This is a genomic window from Mucilaginibacter sp. P5_A4 (assembly GCF_056400605.1).
Genome location: NZ_JBFUKX010000039.1, coordinates 33,566 through 52,765, shown reverse-complemented (window position 1 = coordinate 52,765; position 19,200 = coordinate 33,566). Strand labels below are relative to the sequence as shown.

Genomic DNA, 19,200 nt, shown 5'->3' with positions numbered 1-19,200 from the left:
TTATAAAGTTAAGTGCTGTATATTATTCAATACTCTTGCCACGCATTGCAGTGCTGATAGCCTGGTCCATCAGTCGCTCGGCAAACGGGCGGGTGTATTCGTTTATTTCGTCTATATTTTTCAGGATGAGGTCCTTATCACCGGTGGCAATAGCAGCTTTTAATGCCGCTAAGTGCTTGTTGGTTTGTTCAGTCTCATCTGCCGATACATAGCTGCCGTTCTTTTGCAAAAACCGCTCCACAGTGTAAACCATTTGCTCGCCTTCGGTGCGGGCTTCTATCAGCATGCGCTCACTTACATCCTCTTTAGCGTGGGTAATGCTATCCATCAGCATTTGCTCAACCTGTTCATCGGTAATGCCGTAGGTTGGCTTTACTTCCACCTCCTGCTTTACGCCCGAGCGCAGTTCAATAGCTTGTATTGTCAAGATCCCATCAGCATTCAGCAAAAAGTTGATGTCCACCTTTGGGAAACCTGCCGGCATGCTGGGGATACCCTTCAGGTTAAACTCCGCCAGTTTACGATTTTCCCTGATCAGGTCGCGTTCACCCTGGTAAACGGCTATCTTCATGTTTACCTGCCCATCTATAGAGGTGGTATACTGCCTGCCGCCTTTGGTTGGCACTTTGCTGTTACGCGGGATAATTACATCCATCAAACCGCCCATGGTTTCTATACCAAGGGAAAGTGGGGTAACATCCAGCAATAAAATATCTTTACGGTTCCCGGCCAAAATATCGGCCTGGATGGCAGCACCTAATGCAACCACTTCATCGGGGTTCAGCTCATCATGTACCGGGCGACCAAAAAACTCCGCCACCATCTTTTTAACCAAAGCCGTGCGGGTTGATCCGCCAACCATTACCACTTCATCAATATCGCCGATAGTTAACTTAGCATCCTTCAGCGCGTTTTGGCAGCTGGTAATGGTTTGCTGCACCTTAGGCATAATCAGTTGCTCAAATGTGTTCCTGTCCAGCGTGCACCAGATCTCTCCTATTTTTTCGTTGAACAGGCTTTGATGAGCAAATGCTTTCTTGGCTTCTTCGGCTTTAAGGCGCAGTTGCTGGGCAAGTTCACTATTGGCTATTACCTCGGCTTTGTTGAGGTTATTTTTTTCTATCCAGTAATCAACAATGATCCTGTCGAAATCGTCGCCTCCTAAAAAGGTATCGCCATTGGTTGCCAATACTTCAAAAATACCGCTCTGGATCTGCAGGACAGATACATCAAAGGTACCTCCGCCCAGGTCATAAACAGCTATGGTTTTTGTTTCTTCGGGATCAAGACCTATCCCGTAGGCCAAACTTGCAGCTGTTGGCTCGTTTACAATGCGTAAAACGTCAAGTCCGGCCAGTTTGCCTGCATCGCGGGTTGCCTGGCGTTGCGAATCGTTAAAATAAGCCGGCACAGTGATTACCGCCCGGTTTACAGGCGTTTTAAGGGCGTGCTCGGCGCGGGTTTTCAGTTCTTTTAATATCAGGGCCGAAAGCTCTATCGGTGTATAAAACTTGTCGCCAACCTTTATCTTAACCAGGCTTTCGGTATCATCATCAATAACCTTGTACGAGAAAAAATCTTTATAATTCGCAATATCATGATAGCTACGACCCAGCAATCGCTTTACCGAAAAAACAGTATTCTGCGGATCGGTAATTAAGTATTCCTTAGCCTCGTTACCTACCAGCACATCACCGGTTGGGCCAAAATGCACAACCGAGGGCACCAAAACGCCTTTACCTGTATCGTTTATTACATGCGGTTGCTTATCCGGGTTGATGAACGCTACCAACGAATTGGTTGTGCCCAAATCAATCCCTACAATAATATCTTCCTTTTGTACAGAACCCGTTGCCAGGTTGATAGAAACTTTAGCCATTACTTTTACTTAACAAACCGCAAATGTACTTAGTTTTGGCCGATGCAGTGTCTTTTCAATCTCTAATTATTAAAATCAGGAAAACAGGCTTATTGTCTGAATCAGAATTTACAGAATTTTTAAATTAACAGAATCCTTTCTGTTGAAATAAATTCTGGAAATTCTCTAATTCTGACAATTACGCCAGCACCTCTGCGACTTTCGCTTTACGTTCAAAAATCCATAACATGACCAGTAAAATAAAACCGATAGCAAAGAAACCATCAAGCACCAGGGCCGAATCGCGCATTTCGCCTGTCCATCCTTCTACAAAACCAAAAGTGAATAAGCCCACTACTATAGACAGCTTTTCGGTAACATCATAAAAGCTAAAATACGAAGCCGTATCCGGAATGTTTTGTGGGATGTATTTAGAGAAGGTTGAACGTGACAATGACTGTACGCCCCCCATAACCAGGCCAACAAAAACGGCCGCAACATAAAACTGGTTTGCGTTGGCAACAAAGTAAACACATGCGCATATCACACACCACAGGGCAACTATAACCGATAAGGCTTTAACGTTTCCATATTTTTCTGATGCTTTGGCGGTTATGGCGGCTCCAATTATAGCAACTACCTGGATAACCAGGATTATACCTATCAATGCGTCATCGGGCATTTTAAGCTCTTTGGCAGCAAAGTTGGCTGCCACCAACAAAATGGTTTGCACACCTACCGAATAAAAGAAGAATGCCGGTAAAAAACGTTTTAATAAGGGAAGTTGTTTAACCTTTTTGAAAACCTTAGCCAGTTCTTTAAAGCCGCCGGTAAACACATTATACTCATGCGAGCCGGCGTTTGGCACACCTTTGGGCAGCAGGTAAAACGGGATAAGCGAAAAGCCTATCCACCATAATGCCACTATGAGGAATGATAACCGGGCCGAGAAATCTTCGGTAATACCTAACCATTTGTGCCCCAATACAAATACAAAACAAAGTATTTGCACTACAATACTCCCGACAAAACCATATATGAAACCCTTGGCGCTTACGGCATCCTGCTTATCAACCGTGGCTATCTGGGGCAGGTAGGAATTATAAAACACAAAACCACCGCAATACCCAACCGACGCCAGCCCGAAACAGATCATACCGAACTCAAAGGTTTCCATCTTAAAAAAAAACAAACCGAAACAGGCAAGCGTACCCAGCCAGGTAAAAAGCTGCATGTACAATTTTTTATGGCCCTTGTAGTCGGCAATGGAGGTTAATATAGGCAATAACACTACAATAATAAGGTAAGATAGGCCAAGTATGTAAGTTGACAGTACAGTATTTACATACCGGTGGCCAAAAAAAGTAACCATCCCTCCCGGATTTTTATCCTGCGTAATACCCACATAATAGGCCGGGAATATGGTAGATATAATCACCATGTTATACGATTGATTGGCCCAATCGAACATAGCCCATGCCCAGATAGTTTTTTTATCGTTTTTTTCTTTCATTGTTAAGGTGAGTGGTTGGATGAATGGCTGATAATTTTCCTGAACCGGAATTTTTGAAATTAAAGAATTAACAGAATTTAGAAAAGAGACGATAGCTTTTAATTAACATCTTCAAATTTTCAATTCAGCTAATTTTCAAATTAACACAACCATTCACCACAAAAATTACTTAATCCCGTAATGATCGTTCATTAGCTTCACGAATATAGGACCTGGTAAAATGGCTTTAAGCGTAGGCACTATAGTTTGCCCAATTGCACCAACCAAATAACTATGAGCGGGTTTTGATTTGGCCACTATCTTACAGATCTGCGCGGCCAGTTTAGCCGGACTTGCGCCTATGCTTTCGTCCTTTTCCATAGCAGCAACAGCGGCATCGAATTCTTTCTTAAGCTGATCGTTTTTCAGGGTGAAAGGCAGCTTTTCGCGGTTGCCGGTAAAATCGGTCTTGAAATCGCCGGGATTTACTACAGATACCTTAACACCTGTATTTTGCAATTCCATGCGCAAACTTTCAGAATATCCTTCAATAGCGAATTTAGATGCGCTGTATAAACCCTGGTATGGCAAACCAAACAGGCCGGCCAACGAACCGATGTTGATCACCAATCCTTGTTTCTTTTCTATCATTCCCGGTAACACGGCACTGCTTACCCGCACCACACCAAAAAAGTTAACCTCGAATTGTTTTTTTGCAGCATCAACAGGCATGGCATAAAGCGGACCCGTGATGCCATTACCTGCATTGTTTACCAGTACATCTATCTTGCCTTCGGCTTTAATAATAGTTGCAATAGCCGTGTTTACAGATGCATCATCGGTAACATCCATTTGCAGCGGGTTAAATGATACGCCGGATATGCGTTTAATATCGCGCGTTGTACCATAAACCCTGTGTCCTTCGGCTGCCAGCGCTGTGGCTGTGGCCAAACCTAAACCAGATGATGCCCCTGTTACAAGAATTACTTTTTTCATTTTTTAAATTGTGATTGAATACCTTAAGTTTTGAATTATTTATGCAGGGAATAATTTTTATAAAACTATAAAATAAAAATTATTACGGGCTAATGAATGTGATTATATAGGCGGCAAGCGCAAATTAACGCTTTTTTTTGACCTGGGATTGAAGATTGTTACAAGAGATTAGCGGCAGATACAGATTATGGGGTTATTGTGTATCCGTTATTGCCATACCGGCCAGAAAATAAACTCCTGGAAACAAAAAGAGGCAAATCTCCCGATCCGCCTCTTCAACATAAAAACTTTTTATCATTTACGGCCAGATACCCAGATTCTGGTACGATACTGCGATCTTGTTAATAGCGCCAATCATGGCCGCGCTACGTAAAGTATCTATTTTAGGATTACTTATATAGGTCTCCCTGATTTCATGGTACGAACGGATCATGGTATCTTCTAACCCGGAGTTTACCAGTTCCAGCTCGGATGCACCTTTGATAATGGTTGACCTTTGCATTGCGGTTAATGAAGTACCTGTAATGCCCTCAACCATGTTCACCAGGTTAAGGTTTGAATTTTCTTCAAACCTGCGGTTCATACGGCCAAATGCCACGTGACTAAGGTTTTTTAACCACTCAAAATAGGATACCGTTACCCCGCCTGCGTTGGCATACATATCCGGGATCACGATACCGCCATTGGCATAAAAAATAGATTCGGCCTCTGGCGAGGTTGGTCCGTTTGCACCTTCGGCAATTATTTTAGCCTGTATATTGCGGATGTTGTATTCGGTTATCTGGTTCTCTAAAGCTGCAGGCACCAGGATATCGCACGGCTGCTCCAGGCCTTCCATGGTGTTGGTAAATTCCTGTGCCGCACCCGCGTAACCTAAAATGGACCCGGTTGCTTTACGGTGCTGAAATACAGCCTCCACATCAAGCCCGTCTTCGTTGTAAATAGCACCTTCAAACTCGCACAGCCCAACTATAATTCCGCCAAACTCGGCCAAAAACTTAGCCGAATAGTAACCTACGTTACCCAAGCCCTGTACTATAATCCTTTTACCCGAGATACCCGGCAACAAACCTAACTTACGCATATCCTCGCCAAAACTCACACACTCGCGAATGGCAATGGCCACACCACGCCCGGTTGCTTCCCGCCTGCCCGCAATACCATGCAGCGCAATCGGTTTACCCGTAACGGCACCCATAGCATCCAGTTGACCGGGGTTCATGGTGGCGTAGGTATCGGCAATCCAGCTCATTTCGCGCTCGCCCGATCCATAATCAGGGGCAGGTACGTCAATACTGGGACCAATAAAGTTTTTCTTGATCAATTCTACTGTATAGCGGCGCGTAATGTTTTCCAGCTCGCTTACCGTATAATTTTTAGGGTTTATTTTGATACCGCCTTTGGCGCCGCCAAACGGCACGTTTACAATGGCGCATTTGTAGGTCATGAGCGCGGCAAGGGCCATTACCTCATCCTCGTTCACCATTTCGCTGTAACGAATACCGCCTTTTGTTGGCGATTGATGATGCGAGTGCTCCACACGCCATGCGTCAATTACCTCGAAACCATTGCCCCTGCGGATAGGGAAACGGAAACGGTAAACACTGTTACATGATTTTATCTGATCCAGCAAACCAGCATCATGTTTTGTAAATTGCGCCGCGTAATCAAAGTTTTTACATACGTCGCCAAAAAAGTGGGTTTCCTGGTTGGCAACTAAAATATTGGTATCCATAATTAATTGTATAATATTAAACTCTTAAAAAAGTGAGCAAATTTGGTACAATTTTTATCAATATTGCAAATATATTATAGTTAGTGTGTCAGATACACCTTAAAAAGTATTACAAAAACCATGTTTAAACCCAATAGACAAATTTTTTAGACTAATTGTCTTTTTCGATTTTTTTTAATCTTCTATCGATCGAGAACAAGTAAATCGCCAATCCAATAAAAACTATTACAATTGTAGCCACAACGACGTATATTTTCCCCGAACTGCGTAAAACATCGGCCATTTCAACCGGTTGGTTTTGTTGAGCAAATACACTTACAAAACTAAATACCAGCATTAACAATAGTGTTAACTTCTTCATTAATTTATTTGGTTCTTTTTATATTCAATTAAACGGATCCGGTAACGTATAGATGCTATCCATATCCCTATAAAACTCCAGGCAATAAAGGCCGGATATAATACAACGCGCATGCGGTTGTCCATATCCAGTTTACCAAAGGCTGGGTTACCGCCATTACCAGGGTGTAAAGAATCTGTCATTCGCGGCAGTACCATAATCAAAACAATCATGATAGGGAAAGCGAAGATGTTATAGATAGCCGAGATCTTAGCCCGTTTTTGCTCTTCATCAATAGAATTACGTAATACCGTGTAGGCACAATATAACAGGAAAGCTATGGCTGCGCTGTTTTGTTTAGGATCGTTGCTCCAAAAATCGCCCCAGGTGTATTTGGCCCAAAGCATACCGGTAAGCAAGCCTATGGCAAAAAAGAACAGGCCGGTATTGGCGCTTTCTACAGCTATCAGATCGTACTCTTCTTTACCCGTTTGCAGGTATTTAATACTGTAATAAACCGATATGGTAAACACCGAGAACATGGCCATCCACATAGGCACATGAAAATAAGTATTCCGGATAGTTTCGTGCAGGATAGGCATTGTTGGTACCCCAAGTAATAAGCCTGCAATGAGGGTATAAATAACCACAATTACGGCTGATACCTTCCACCATGTTTGATAAATAAACTTCATATTATTTAGATGGGCAAAGGTAATTAATTTTGGTCATTAGTCATTAGTCATTAGTCATTAGTCATTAGTCATTAGTCATTAGTCATTAGTCATTAGTCATTAGTCATTAGTGGAAATTGACAATCGAACGCTTTGTTTTAATTAGCTATAACTATTTTCCAGCCAGAAAGGCCCAATGACCAATGACAAGCGCAGCGTAATGACCAATGACTAATTAATCCCCCGGCTCATAGTCAACCGGCAGCAGGTCGGCCAGTTTGGCTTTTGACCATGTGCCTTCATACAGCGGGCTTGGGTTTGATATCACGATACCATTCATATCAAACAGCGCGTAGCTGGTGTACAGGGTAACGATGCTGGTTTCAAAGTTTTCCATATCCAGCGGGCGGTACACGTCCTTAAACTCGGTAAGCTCGTGCTTTTTGGTATATACTACGTATAAAAAATGCGGGAACGTAATGGCATAAATACCGGCCTGCGGTGTTTTGCGCAGGATCTCGATAGATTGATAGGGGATTTTTACCACGTTCTCATCGTTCCACTTGGTGTAGTTGCTTAGTTTGTACCAGTACATGAGCGAATCGCGGTTCAGCTCCCTGAATCTTTTTATTTTTTGCTGGATGAGCGCCTCTGGGGGGCGTTCCCTGTTAAGGGCCCGGGTAAAATCATGCGCCTCAAATCCTTCTTCCTTTAACCTGTCCTTATATAACGACCGGTAAAAATGCTGTGCCGAACCGTAATAAGCCGCCTCGCGCTTTAACTTCCACAGACGCTTTTGTTCGGCCGATCCGGGCAACTCTTCAAAAAGGGCTTTACCTGCGTACTGAATGGTGTGTTCAATGCCATCACTCACGAAGTTCTTCAGCAAAAATTTAGTACGATAGCCCAATGCGCGGTTCTCTACCACCAAAAACTCGTCTCCCTCGGCCTCCAACTGCTGCTTATTGCGATGGTATATCAGGTTTAAAATGTGGGGGTTAAGCACCTTACACAGTTTCGAGTTCTCGGTAGTACCTATAAATTCCCGTTTAAACTGCTCATAGTTTTTCTTCCAGTCGGCATTGCTGCTTATCACTACTTCGCGCAGCATCAATACCTTTTGGGTGAGCGAAATATCAAGCTTCATGGGCTCATGCCCTACCTGTATGGTTTGCGAATAATCTTCATAACCAACCACGGTAACCACCAGTTCGTACTGCCCCGGTTTAACACCAGAGAGCGTAAACGTGCCATCCTCGGCGCTGGAAGTGCCGTAAGTGGCATTGCTCAAAAACACGCTGGCATTTGCCACCGGTGCTTTACTTTCGCCATGCACCACCCTGCCGGTAATAGTTGCATTTTGCGCCAAACCCAAAAACGGGCTTAATAAAATAAAGACTATAAAGACTATCCGGATTGGCCGCATCAATTAAAAATACTGAAATTTAATTTTCAAGCTACTAAAAAACACATTTTTTATGAACGCAACATGAATTGCCGAAGTATTTATTTGTTGATATAAGATTTTTCGCTGCGCTCAAGAGATAGTTTCTCTTTCGCGATCTTCCTACCGCGAATCGAACTGACATTTTTCCTTTTTATTAATTAATAAAGATGTGTACACATGATACCCCGCCGCAGAACATATCACCACCATGCATGTTACCTACCGGGGATGTGGACTTTCGAAATAAATCATTTTTGTTTGAGTTAAAATAAAAAAAAATTAAAAAGCTACCTGCCTTACCTAAAAAAAGAATTTACCGTATTCTTCATGGTAAGCTTTCAGGATTATTTATATGCATATATTAAAATTCTTATTTCGGCCTTTGAATAATCGTTACTTATTTATTAATAGATTTTTATAATTAAAATACACTTATTTTTCTTCTTTTACCGTATTTTATTATAACTATCCAATTCCCCGTCAGCTTGACATATATACTCTTTTCAGCCTTTAACATTAAATTATTTGAAAAAAAATTAATTAAAAAAACTGCAAATAGAATATTTTTAATTAAATTTAAGCAGCCGATATAATATATTATTTCAAAAAGTTAATTGCATCGATTTAGCAATAACCTGAAATCGATTGCAGTAAATGTGTTGAGTGATGGCATAAAACATTAGTCTAAATTGTGTCGGCGACGAATTTTGCAGGGGTGCAACGCATAATAATACCTTTTATTGCTTCATGACACTAAAATGACAATTATATCCTACTAATTAAAAACAAATTAACCCTCAAGTAACGTATAAGAGATAACACTTTAAAACCTGCTATTATGGAAACCACAGAAAAAACTAAAACTGAAGCTACTAAAGAAATGCACGACCCTAAAACAACTAAAAAGGGCCAGAGTCCGAAAGTTATTAATAAATGGAAGAGGAAACCTCTTCTATAAGGAATAACTCGTCGCAAAAAGTTCGTTAATAAATTTCGCGGGCTTTTTGCTTTAGCTCCGCAAATGTTCTGCGGAGGGAAGGTTTCAATTGCAGGGGCTTTAAAGTTCGGCTGTAGGCTAACTTGTGCACACATCTTCTTTCTTTGAGAATAAAGATTGGTGCATAGGTTAGATTTATTGTGAAGTAGTATCCAACCTTACCCGCATCTCTACCATATGCTTCTGAAAGCCGGTTTTTTCATAAGCTTTTACGGCAGCCCCGTTATCACTATACACCTGTAACCTCAATTCGGTTAATCCCTGTTTACGCGCCCATTGCTTTAGTTCCCCAATAATCACTTGATTAATGCCCTTACCCCTGTGCTGTGGCGATACATACATAAAACCCAGGTAGGCATAATCCGAATAATTAAAATAAGGTTTCTCACTTTTTTTGATCCTGGCATAGCCGCTGCCAACCAATTCGCCATCCAGCTCGGCCACTAAAAGTTCAACATCAGGAGAGTTAATAAACATCTCCAGGTCGTAGTATTTAATTGCTCCCTCAACAAGGGTGCTGTCAAAGGGGCGTTCGGCGGTTATCACACCCTGTTCAAATTGCAGCAGCGTGGGTATATCGTTTAATGTGGCTTGTCGTATCAGCATAAGCAGTATTATATTAAATGCGAAAATGTTCGCAGCTTTTCAAAAATTCATTATCAGCATCAGCACCTATACCGGGAGTATCGTCAATGTTTAGCTTATACCCATCATAGGTAACGCCACCAATGCAGGGATCCTGCAGATGGCCCAGCATACAGGTATCCATATCATAAAACCGGATATTAGGACTTGCATATACAAAATGCAGCTTGGCACTCAAAGCAATACGGCTTTCCAGCATCCCTCCCATCATGCATGCAATCCCCTTTGAGGCCGCTTCGTCATGAATTTGCTTAGCCTCAAACAAACCACCCGATTTTGACATTTTGATATTGATGAAATGGCAACTTAAGCTATCGATCTGCCTGCGGGCATCATGATGATTGTATACACTTTCATCAGCCATAATTTTCACCGGCGATAACTGCATCAGTTCGGGCAGCAAATCGTCGTACCAGGTACGCATAGGCTGTTCGCAAAATTCAATATCATATTGCCCTAATGCCTGCAGGGCAAAAACAGCATCGCCAAAACTCCAGCCCTGGTTGGCATCAATGCGGATCGTCATCCCGGGACCAACTGCCTCACGGATCTGCCTGATGCGCTCCACATCCTCTACTGCATTTTTACCAAGTTTTACCTTCAGGATATTCGCCCCCGACGCCTTAAAATCCAAAGCCTTCAAAGCCATGGCCGCCGGTCCGGCAATACCTATGGTTATATCTGATTCAATTACCCGCCGCTCTCCACCTAATAACCGGTACAAGGGTAAACCTGCATTTTTGGCGGCTATATCAAATAAAGCCATATCAAAAGCGCTTTTAATGGTGGTATTACCAGCGGTAAAACTGTGCAGTTGCTGCAGGCGCGCAGGAATATCCAGTGCATCCTGCCCTATCCATAGCTTTGCGAATTCGCGGGCCATTACCAGGCAGGTATCCTGCGTTTCGCCCACTATCATCGGGAAAGCCGAGCATTCGCCAACGCCGTAAAAACCGGCACCGGTATGTACCCGGATAAACACATTTTGCGCATGATCCATTGTGCCGGTTGCAATAGTGAACGGCTCCATAGGAATACTGAAACGGTAGATATCTATATRGGTGATGGTTGTTTTGTTTTGCATGGCATAAATAGCCTCACCTAAATGGCGCAGCTTCATGAGTACAATAATATAAAATACATTGCGAATAATCCTCTCCAACAATGAGGACTTAACAAACAAGGCGGATTAAACTGAATATGCAATCTCCTTATTAAACTTTCTTTTAAAGCCCTCCTCAGTTAGAGAGGATTGGGTGAAGCCATAAATTTTATTTGCACTTTAATACTATTACGTTATATTTGCGTTACTACAATACAGTTACAATTCAATTTTAGCCTCCTGGGCCCTCAATTATGCAGGGAAAAGACGCATGGCTAATTTAAAACTTTCTTAATACAGCAATTACATGGCACAAGAAAACACGCCTGCAACATTTGATTATAACTCAACCAGGAATAAACTTATCCTGTCGGAATATGGCCGCAACGTACAAAATATGGTAAAATATATTGTAGCGCTGCCCACTAAAGAAGAACGCAACCGCTACGCCCAGGTTGTGATAGACCTGATGGGTTTTTTAAACCCTCACCTGCGCGATGTGGCCGATTTTAAGCACAAACTTTGGGATCACCTGCATATTATATCTGATTACCAGATAGATGTAGATGCGCCCTACCCAAAACCAACACCCGAGGCTATCCACCTTAAGCCACAGCCTTTAAGGTACCCGCACCAGCGTATTAAATATAAGCACTATGGCAAAACCATTGAGCTGATGATTGAAAAAGCAAAAAGCATTGAAGAGCCCGAGCGCAAACGCCACATGGTGCAGGCCGTAGCCAACTTCATGAAAATGGCCTACGTTCAATGGAATAAGGATTCTGTAAGCGACGAAAGCATTCTTGCCGATTTGTATGCCTTATCAGGCGGTACTTTAAAACTGGAAGAGAATATCAACCTTAACCGTGTTGAGTTTCGCCCCAACAACCATCCTCAAAACAACAACCAAAACAACCGCGGGCGTACCAACAACCAAAGCAACCAAAATAATCGCGGGCGTAGCAATAGCAACCAGAACAGCGGTCCGCGTAATAACCAAAACAATCGTAACCGTAACCCGGGAGCGAAGAAATATTAAGGTTCAGGAATCTTTATTTAATTGATCAGATAAAATCAAAATATAAAAAAGCCCGGTTTTTCACGACGAAAAACCGGGTTTTTTTTACAGGCTTTTTCAGCACTTTTTAAACAAAAATAATTCTTGATTTTTCTAAATTAATTGTACTTTTTTCTACAATAATTATACTTTTTTTATTGCTTTATAAGCATTTAAGAAGTGATTTCTACTCAAAACCGGCATTTTAAAAAGTTTTCGGCGGTAATTATCCAATCTTACAACTTCAACCAGCAACACCAATCAATAAGTAAACTAATGGACTGGTGAACAGTCAGGAAATTTTATAATCTTTGCCGGGAATCAACGCTCATTTAAAAATTGAGTATTAACGGCATTGAATTATTGATCTATCAATTATAACCACCTATGACTAACGCATTTGTGATAAACGGCGGGAAACCGCTAAAGGGCGAGATTACTCCACAGGGAGCAAAAAACGAAGCATTACAGGTAATTTCGGCGGTATTACTTACCGAAGAGAAAGTAACCATCAGCAATATACCCGATATTAAGGATGTTAATAAACTCATTGAGCTACTGGGCGATATGGGGGTTCTCACCGAGAAAACAGCTCCAGATACCTGTACCTTTATAGCCAAAGATATCGACCAGGACTTTTTCCAGTCAGAAGCCTTTAAATCCAAAGGTGGCGGTCTGCGTGGGTCTATCATGATCGTTGGCCCGCTGCTGGCCCGGTTCGGCAAGGCATCTATCCCTAAGCCCGGCGGCGATAAAATAGGCCGCAGGAGGCTGGATACCCACTTTTTAGGATTCGAGAAGCTGGGAGCCCGGTTCGATTATAACCCCGAGGATGGCTTTTTTAATGTAGATGCATCCAATCTGCAGGGAACTTACATCCTGTTAGACGAAGCTTCGGTAACCGGTACGGCCAACATTGTGATGACCGCTGTGCTATCAAAAGGCATAACTACTATTTACAATGCTGCCTGCGAACCCTACCTGCAACAGCTGTGCAAAATGCTTAACCGCATGGGAGCGAAAATTAGCGGTATAGGCTCAAACCTGTTAACCATTGAGGGTGTTAGCAAACTGGGCGGTACCGATCATCGCTTACTGCCCGATATGATCGAGATAGGATCATTCATCGGCCTGGCTGCCATGACAGGGTCTGAGATCACAATAAAAGATGTTCATTATAAAGAGCTGGGCATGATCCCCGACGTATTTAAACGACTGGGAATCAAGCTTGAACTACGTGGCGATGATATTTATATCCCAGCACAGGATCATTACGAAATAGAGACCTTTATTGATGGTTCTATCATGACCATTGCCGATGCCCCATGGCCTGGGTTCACCCCCGACCTGCTGAGCATCGTTCTGGTAGTAGCCATACAAGCTAAGGGCTCGGTACTCATCCACCAAAAAATGTTCGAGAGCCGTTTGTTCTTTGTGGATAAACTGCTGGATATGGGCGCCCAGATCATCCTTTGCGACCCGCACCGTGCAACTGTTATCGGGCTCGACAAACAGGTACAGCTTCGCGGTATCTCCATGACCTCGCCCGATATCCGCGCCGGGGTATCCTTGTTAATAGCTGCCCTATCGGCACAGGGCAAATCAACCATCTACAATATTGAACAAATTGAACGTGGTTATCAGCATATTGATACGCGTTTGAAAGCTTTGGGCGCAGATATAACACGAATTTGAGCTGAATTTGAGGTAAAAGGTTAAAGGCGAAAGGTTGCCATTGGCAGCGAAAAAACCTTCGCCTTTAACCTTTCTTTTCACCTCTTCTTAAAAACTTTGGTCTTTAACCAAAATCATTACCTTTAGCTTCTGTTAAACCACATTATAACCAATGACCTACAAAAACCGGAAGTCGACATACGTTTATTTCATATTGATTTTTGTATTTATTAAGGTTATTTTAAACCTGTTTGCCATAAGTCATTTCGGTTTTCACCGGGATGAGTTTTTGCACTTGGTGCTTGCCGATCACCTGGATTGGGGTTATAAGGAGGTACCACCATTGATAGCCCTGCTGGCCAGGCTGTCTATTACGTTGTTTGGTGATTCGGTTTTTGCAGCCAGGCTCTTCCCTACTATTTTTGGTGGTTTAATTATCTGGTTCACCGGACTTATCGTAGTTGAGTTTGGAGGGCGCAGGTTTGCCATTACTTTGGCCTGTTTAGCCATGATATTTTCGCCTGCATTTGCAGCCAGCGACTATCTTTTTCAGCCTGTTGTATTTGATCAGTTTTGGTGGGTTTTAACAGTTTGGCTGTTCATTAAATACCTCAACACAACCGATGTAAGATACCTGTACTGGCTGGGCGCAACCGTTGGCCTGGGGATGCTTACCAAGTATACCATGCTATTTTTTACCATAGCCCTTATTGTTGGGATACTTATCAGCAAACAGCGTAAACTACTGTTTAACCGGCACATATTGGGAGCGATGGCCATGGCAATACTGATATTTTTACCCAATTTTATCTGGCAGGTGACTCACCATTTCCCGGTGATCACCCACATGAATACACTGCGTAAAGAGCAACTGGATTACATTACCCCCGGCGAGTTCATTAAGCAACAACTTACTGTTCATGGCATTGCGTTATTTGTTTGGCTCACCGGTTTAGCATTTTTAATCTTCTCGTTCAGGCTGCGTAACTTCCAGTTCCTGGCTATTGCTTATGCGCTCATCTTCATTTTTCTGTTACAGATGGATGGCAAAAATTATTACCTGTTTGGGGCCTACCCAATGCTTTTTGCGGCCGGTGGCTTTGGTTTCGAACGCTGGTTAAAAACAAGCGGTTATGTTCTTCGTACATTAACTATAGCCCTTTTTACCATACCCAACATGATCTTATTCCCGTTGGTATTACCTGTTTTGCCGCTACAACAAACATTGGCATTTTTTAGGTTCACCAGCAAAAACATACCGGCATTAAAATTTGCCGTAACCTGGGAAGATCAAAAAGTACACGCTACCACACAGGATTATGCCGACATGTTCGGCTGGGATGAGATGGCCAAAAAAGTGAACGATGCCTACCATAGCCTTACACCCGAACAGCAAAAACAAACCCTTATTTATGCCGATAATTACGGCGAGGCGGGTGCATTGCACCATTATCGCAAGCAATATAATTACCCCGATGTGGTATCGTTAAACAGCAGTTTTACGCTGTGGGCACCCGACTCCCTTAATTGTAAATACATGATTTATGTGGACGACAGCAGCGGCGAAAACATCAGCGAATTTGTAGCCGGGGGCATGATAGGCAGCTATAAAAAACTCGATGAAATTGAGGCCCCCTACGCAGTGGAAAAAGGGACTGGCATTTACCTTATTACAGATCCTAAATCTGGATTGCAAGAAAGGTACCGGAAAGAGTTGGCCGTAAAAAGACTGGAGTAGTTGTTATTAGATGAAAGCAGAGGTGTTCCGCCCGAACAGGTGACTGCGTGCACAAAAAATCAGCGAACCTAAGAAATATCGCCACAAATAACTAACTATCAATTGCTTGCGCAATATATTTTATGTTTTGTCTACGACAAGCTTTGTCGTAGTAGTTTTTGATTTTTTGTTTAAGTGGAACAGTAACAACTTAAATTAGTAGCAAAAACCTGTGTAATATTTAAAGGTAAAAAGTGTCATACTTCCGCACAACACCTTTTACCTTTCGCCTTTAACCTTTAACCAAAAAACCTAAGCTGATATCGCGTTTATAATATCGTACTGCGTAATAATCTCAATTTTACCGTCTTCGCTCTCCACAAGTACGGCGATGTTATCCTTGTTTATCATGGTCGAAATCTTATCGATCGATGTATTCAGGTCAACAAAGGGGAATGGCGCTGTGGTAATATTTTTGATCGGCTGAGATTTGATGGATGGGTTTTCAATCAGCGACGCAAGGATATCACTCTCGGTGATCTTACCTATCACCATACCCTTTTGGGTAACCGGGATCTGCGAGATGTTGAGTGATTTGATGGTATTTATAGCTTCCAGTACCGATTTTTCGCAATCAATGGTAATAATCTCCTGTACCTCTTTTTTATTGATAATATCGAGGGCAGTCAGTTTTTCATCTTTCAGGAAACCGCGGTCACGCAACCAATCGTCGTTATACATTTTGCCAAGGTAACGTGTACCATGGTCCGGGAAGATGATCACCACCACATCGCCTTCTTTAAACCTGTCTTTCATCTGGATGGTACCAGCCACAGCCGAGCCTGTAGAGTTACCTGCAAAAATACCTTCCTTGCGGGCTATCTCGCGGGTCATGAGGGCAGCATCCTTATCGGTCACTTTTTCAAAGTGGTCAATCAGGCTAAAATCAACATTCTCGGGCAAAAAATCTTCACCAATACCCTCGGTAATGTAAGGGTAGATCTCGTTCTTATCCATAATGCCCGTCTCTTTGTATTTTTTAAATACCGAACCATAGGTATCAATCCCCAAAACCTGGATGTTTGGATTTTTCTCTTTTAAATATCGTGCCGTACCAGATATGGTACCGCCGGTGCCCACCCCTACTACCAGGTGCGTGATCTTGCCTTCGGTTTGCTCCCATATTTCGGGGCCGGTTTGCTCATAATGCGCCTCGGAGTTGCTCAGGTTATCGTACTGGTTAGGCTTCCATGAATTTGGCACCTCGCGTTCCAAACGCGATGAAACCGAGTAATAAGAGCGTGGATCTTCCGGCTCTACATTGGTTGGGCAAACAATTACCTCGGCGCCAAAGGCACGCAACGCATCAAACTTTTCTTTTGATTGTTTATCGGTACTGGTAAAGATACATTTGTAGCCTTTTATCACAGCCGCAATAGCCAGGCCCATACCGGTATTGCCCGATGTACCTTCAATAATGGTTCCGCCAGGTTTAAGCTTTCCGCTTTTTTCGGCATCCTCAATCATTTTAAGGGCCATACGGTCTTTTATGGAGTTGCCGGGATTGGTTGTTTCAATCTTGGCCAAAACTGTTGCAGGTATGTCTTTAGTTACCTTATTTAATTTCACCAGCGGCGTATTGCCAATGGTTTCTAATATGTTATTATACCACATAAATTTAAAATCTACTAACCCGGTGTACTAAGCGGGATTACAGCTCAAAAATAGTTTTTATAAAGCGATATTTCTTTATGGAAAAGTAAATAGATGTGCATCTTATAAAAGTACAGGCACAAACATTATATTTAAACCAGGAGCTGTGCTCTTAAGTCAACCTATAACATGTTATCATATTATAAAAACGTATCCACCCTTTTATTGTTGTTAACCTTTTGCTTAAGCACTGCTTTTGCTCAAAAACCCTTAACACCCAGCCGAAAAAGCAGTTGAAATGATGTATTTCCCGGTGTTTTATGGCAGAGAAGGAACGAAGAAGGCGATTGTTGGTCATTCGCTGAACAGATACCCTGTTGATTGGATTGGATTAGTAATGGTATTTGCACGGAGCTTTGGGAATGATAATGATCTGCGGAAATCTACCAACTGCGCCCATGGCATACAAGTCAAGTGCAATCGCGAATTTTGCAAGTCTATTCTGGATAGTTCATAAACGCTTAGTCGTTCCCCTGCTCCATAACAAGCTGCAGACTTACGAAGCTTTAAAAAAGCTATCCCCCAATGAGGCCCCAATATAATATCGGGTTAAAATAAGTCTTTCGCCGATTTTGCCATTTTTTCCTACAGAGTCTCCGGGTTTTCCTTATAATGACGCGTTTGAGGAAACTGATTTTCGATATGCATTTAAATGCACTTCCCATCGTGTGAGGTAGAATGATTGTTAAAAGGGCTGCCATGCTAAGCCTGTCGAAGCATAGTTGGTGAAGGCCTCTGCGCGCACCCGTTCGATAGGCTCAGAATAACAGGCTAACCACGCGCGTAAGTAAACACATCATACGCATTTTTTCCAGGATTACCTTGGTTGATACTCCCAACGAAGCGTTTTTTTCTTTACTTCTTACGGATTTTTGGTAAATTCCTTCTGGTACATCAGCGGGCTTTTGCCGGTTACCAGTTTAAAATGCTTGTGGAAGGTTGAAAAGTTATTAAACCCGCTATCGTAACATAACTGTTTAATGTTGAGTTTATTTTCTATCAGCAGTTTACAGGCATGGCCAACTTTTATTTCGATAATGAATTGCGAAAAGGTTTTGCGGGTTTTTGATTTAAAATACCGGCAAAAAGAGTTGGAGCTCACGCCGGCAATTTCGGCTATCTCATCCAGGTAGATCTTTTTCCTGAAATTCTGCATCGAATATTCATAAATATTATTCAGGCGGTCGTTTTCAGAATCATCATGATCATATTTAAAACCAATGGATGCCAGGTAGTGTGAGGGAACGCTGCTGGCAATAACATTTAACGCTTTTAGCAGCATAATAATGCGTTCGGCGCCATCTGTATTTAGCATTGCTGCCATTTGGTTTGTTACCTGCTCCTTAGTACCGCCCAATATTTGTAAGCCACGCTTTGATTTTTCGAGCAGTATTTTTATCAGCTTATTTTCTGGTAATTGTAAAAACTGGTCGCCCCAAAAGTTTTCGCAAAAATGTATTACAAAAACTTCAACCCCGGCAGTTTCATCCTGGCCAAAATACGTATCGTCAAAGCGCCAGTAGTGTGGTAAGTTTGGCCCTACCAAAACCATATCACGGGCTTTAAACTGTTTAATGCTATCGCCTATAAACTGGGTGCCACTGCCCTTTTTAAAATAAATAAGCTCCAGTTCGGGATGGCAATGCCAGCGATTATTGATATCGGGCAATACATCGTACCTAACACTAAAAGAATGTGCAGGACCCGAAGAAACTTTTAACAACAGCGGTTTCATTCAGCTTAATTTACAATT

Annotated in this window: 14 protein-coding genes; 3 read left to right on the top strand and 11 right to left on the bottom strand. The window is 42.4% G+C overall.

Annotation, left to right across the window (positions count from 1 at the left end; all coding sequences use genetic code 11):
* Window positions 1-22: 22 nt before the first annotated feature.
* The 9 genes from hscA to AC1DQW_RS20175 all read right to left on the bottom strand — a co-directional run bounded on the left by hscA (window position 23) and on the right by AC1DQW_RS20175 (window position 11,304).
* A complete protein-coding gene (hscA, locus tag AC1DQW_RS20215; protein ID WP_477455725.1) occupies window positions 23-1,879 on the bottom strand; it encodes a Fe-S protein assembly chaperone HscA in 1,857 nt (618 codons plus the stop codon).
* A 178-nt stretch (window positions 1,880-2,057) separates the two neighbouring features.
* The gene (locus AC1DQW_RS20210) at window positions 2,058-3,371 is read right to left on the bottom strand and encodes an MFS transporter (RefSeq protein WP_477455724.1); all 1,314 of its coding nucleotides are present in this window, start codon (window positions 3,369-3,371) and stop codon (window positions 2,058-2,060) included.
* A gap of 165 nt (window positions 3,372-3,536) precedes the next feature.
* On the bottom strand, window positions 3,537-4,346 hold the full coding sequence (locus tag AC1DQW_RS20205) for an SDR family oxidoreductase (RefSeq protein WP_477455723.1): 810 nt from the start codon (window positions 4,344-4,346) through the stop codon (window positions 3,537-3,539).
* A 298-nt stretch (window positions 4,347-4,644) separates the two neighbouring features.
* A complete protein-coding gene (locus AC1DQW_RS20200; RefSeq protein WP_477455722.1) occupies window positions 4,645-6,081 on the bottom strand; it encodes a Glu/Leu/Phe/Val family dehydrogenase in 1,437 nt (478 codons plus the stop codon).
* A 151-nt stretch (window positions 6,082-6,232) separates the two neighbouring features.
* Window positions 6,233-6,442 (bottom strand): CcmD family protein, encoded by a 210-nt coding sequence (locus AC1DQW_RS20195; RefSeq protein ID WP_477455721.1) that lies wholly within the window; start codon window positions 6,440-6,442, stop codon window positions 6,233-6,235.
* Complete coding sequence (gene ccsA / locus AC1DQW_RS20190; protein WP_477455720.1) at window positions 6,442-7,116, bottom strand: cytochrome c biogenesis protein CcsA; 675 nt, start codon at window positions 7,114-7,116, stop codon at window positions 6,442-6,444. Before ccsA ends, AC1DQW_RS20195 begins: the two co-directional genes overlap by 1 nt.
* A 214-nt stretch (window positions 7,117-7,330) precedes the next feature.
* Window positions 7,331-8,521: a carboxypeptidase-like regulatory domain-containing protein gene (locus tag AC1DQW_RS20185; protein WP_477455719.1), complete on the bottom strand. Its 1,191-nt coding sequence runs from the start codon at window positions 8,519-8,521 to the stop codon at window positions 7,331-7,333.
* Between the two features lie 1,153 nt (window positions 8,522-9,674).
* Complete coding sequence (locus AC1DQW_RS20180; RefSeq protein ID WP_477455718.1) at window positions 9,675-10,145, bottom strand: N-acetyltransferase family protein; 471 nt, start codon at window positions 10,143-10,145, stop codon at window positions 9,675-9,677.
* Between the two features lie 13 nt (window positions 10,146-10,158).
* A complete protein-coding gene (locus AC1DQW_RS20175) occupies window positions 10,159-11,304 on the bottom strand; it encodes a mandelate racemase/muconate lactonizing enzyme family protein (RefSeq protein WP_477455717.1) in 1,146 nt (381 codons plus the stop codon).
* A 289-nt stretch (window positions 11,305-11,593) separates the two neighbouring features.
* Here AC1DQW_RS20175 and AC1DQW_RS20170 point away from each other — a divergent pair, with 289 nt between their 5' ends.
* The 3 genes from AC1DQW_RS20170 (at window position 11,594) to AC1DQW_RS20160 (ending at window position 15,755) form a co-directional block, all read left to right on the top strand.
* Window positions 11,594-12,325 carry a DUF4290 domain-containing protein gene (locus AC1DQW_RS20170; RefSeq protein ID WP_477404905.1) on the top strand — a complete coding sequence of 244 codons (732 nt, stop codon included), beginning with the start codon at window positions 11,594-11,596 and terminating at the stop codon, window positions 12,323-12,325.
* A 405-nt stretch (window positions 12,326-12,730) separates the two neighbouring features.
* Window positions 12,731-14,038 carry a UDP-N-acetylglucosamine 1-carboxyvinyltransferase gene (gene murA, locus AC1DQW_RS20165; RefSeq protein ID WP_477455716.1) on the top strand — a complete coding sequence of 436 codons (1,308 nt, stop codon included), beginning with the start codon at window positions 12,731-12,733 and terminating at the stop codon, window positions 14,036-14,038.
* Window positions 14,039-14,189: 151 nt separating this feature from the next.
* Window positions 14,190-15,755, top strand: a complete 1,566-nt coding sequence (locus tag AC1DQW_RS20160; RefSeq protein WP_477455715.1) for an ArnT family glycosyltransferase — start codon at window positions 14,190-14,192, stop codon at window positions 15,753-15,755.
* Between the two features lie 291 nt (window positions 15,756-16,046).
* On the opposite strand, the gene AC1DQW_RS20155 is transcribed toward AC1DQW_RS20160, so the two are convergent.
* Together AC1DQW_RS20155 and AC1DQW_RS20150 are read right to left on the bottom strand one after the other, a co-directional pair.
* Window positions 16,047-17,408 carry a pyridoxal-phosphate dependent enzyme gene (locus AC1DQW_RS20155; RefSeq protein ID WP_477408034.1) on the bottom strand — a complete coding sequence of 454 codons (1,362 nt, stop codon included), beginning with the start codon at window positions 17,406-17,408 and terminating at the stop codon, window positions 16,047-16,049.
* A gap of 901 nt (window positions 17,409-18,309) precedes the next feature.
* Complete coding sequence (locus AC1DQW_RS20150; RefSeq protein WP_477455714.1) at window positions 18,310-19,182, bottom strand: AraC family transcriptional regulator; 873 nt, start codon at window positions 19,180-19,182, stop codon at window positions 18,310-18,312.
* Window positions 19,183-19,200 lie beyond the last annotated feature (18 nt).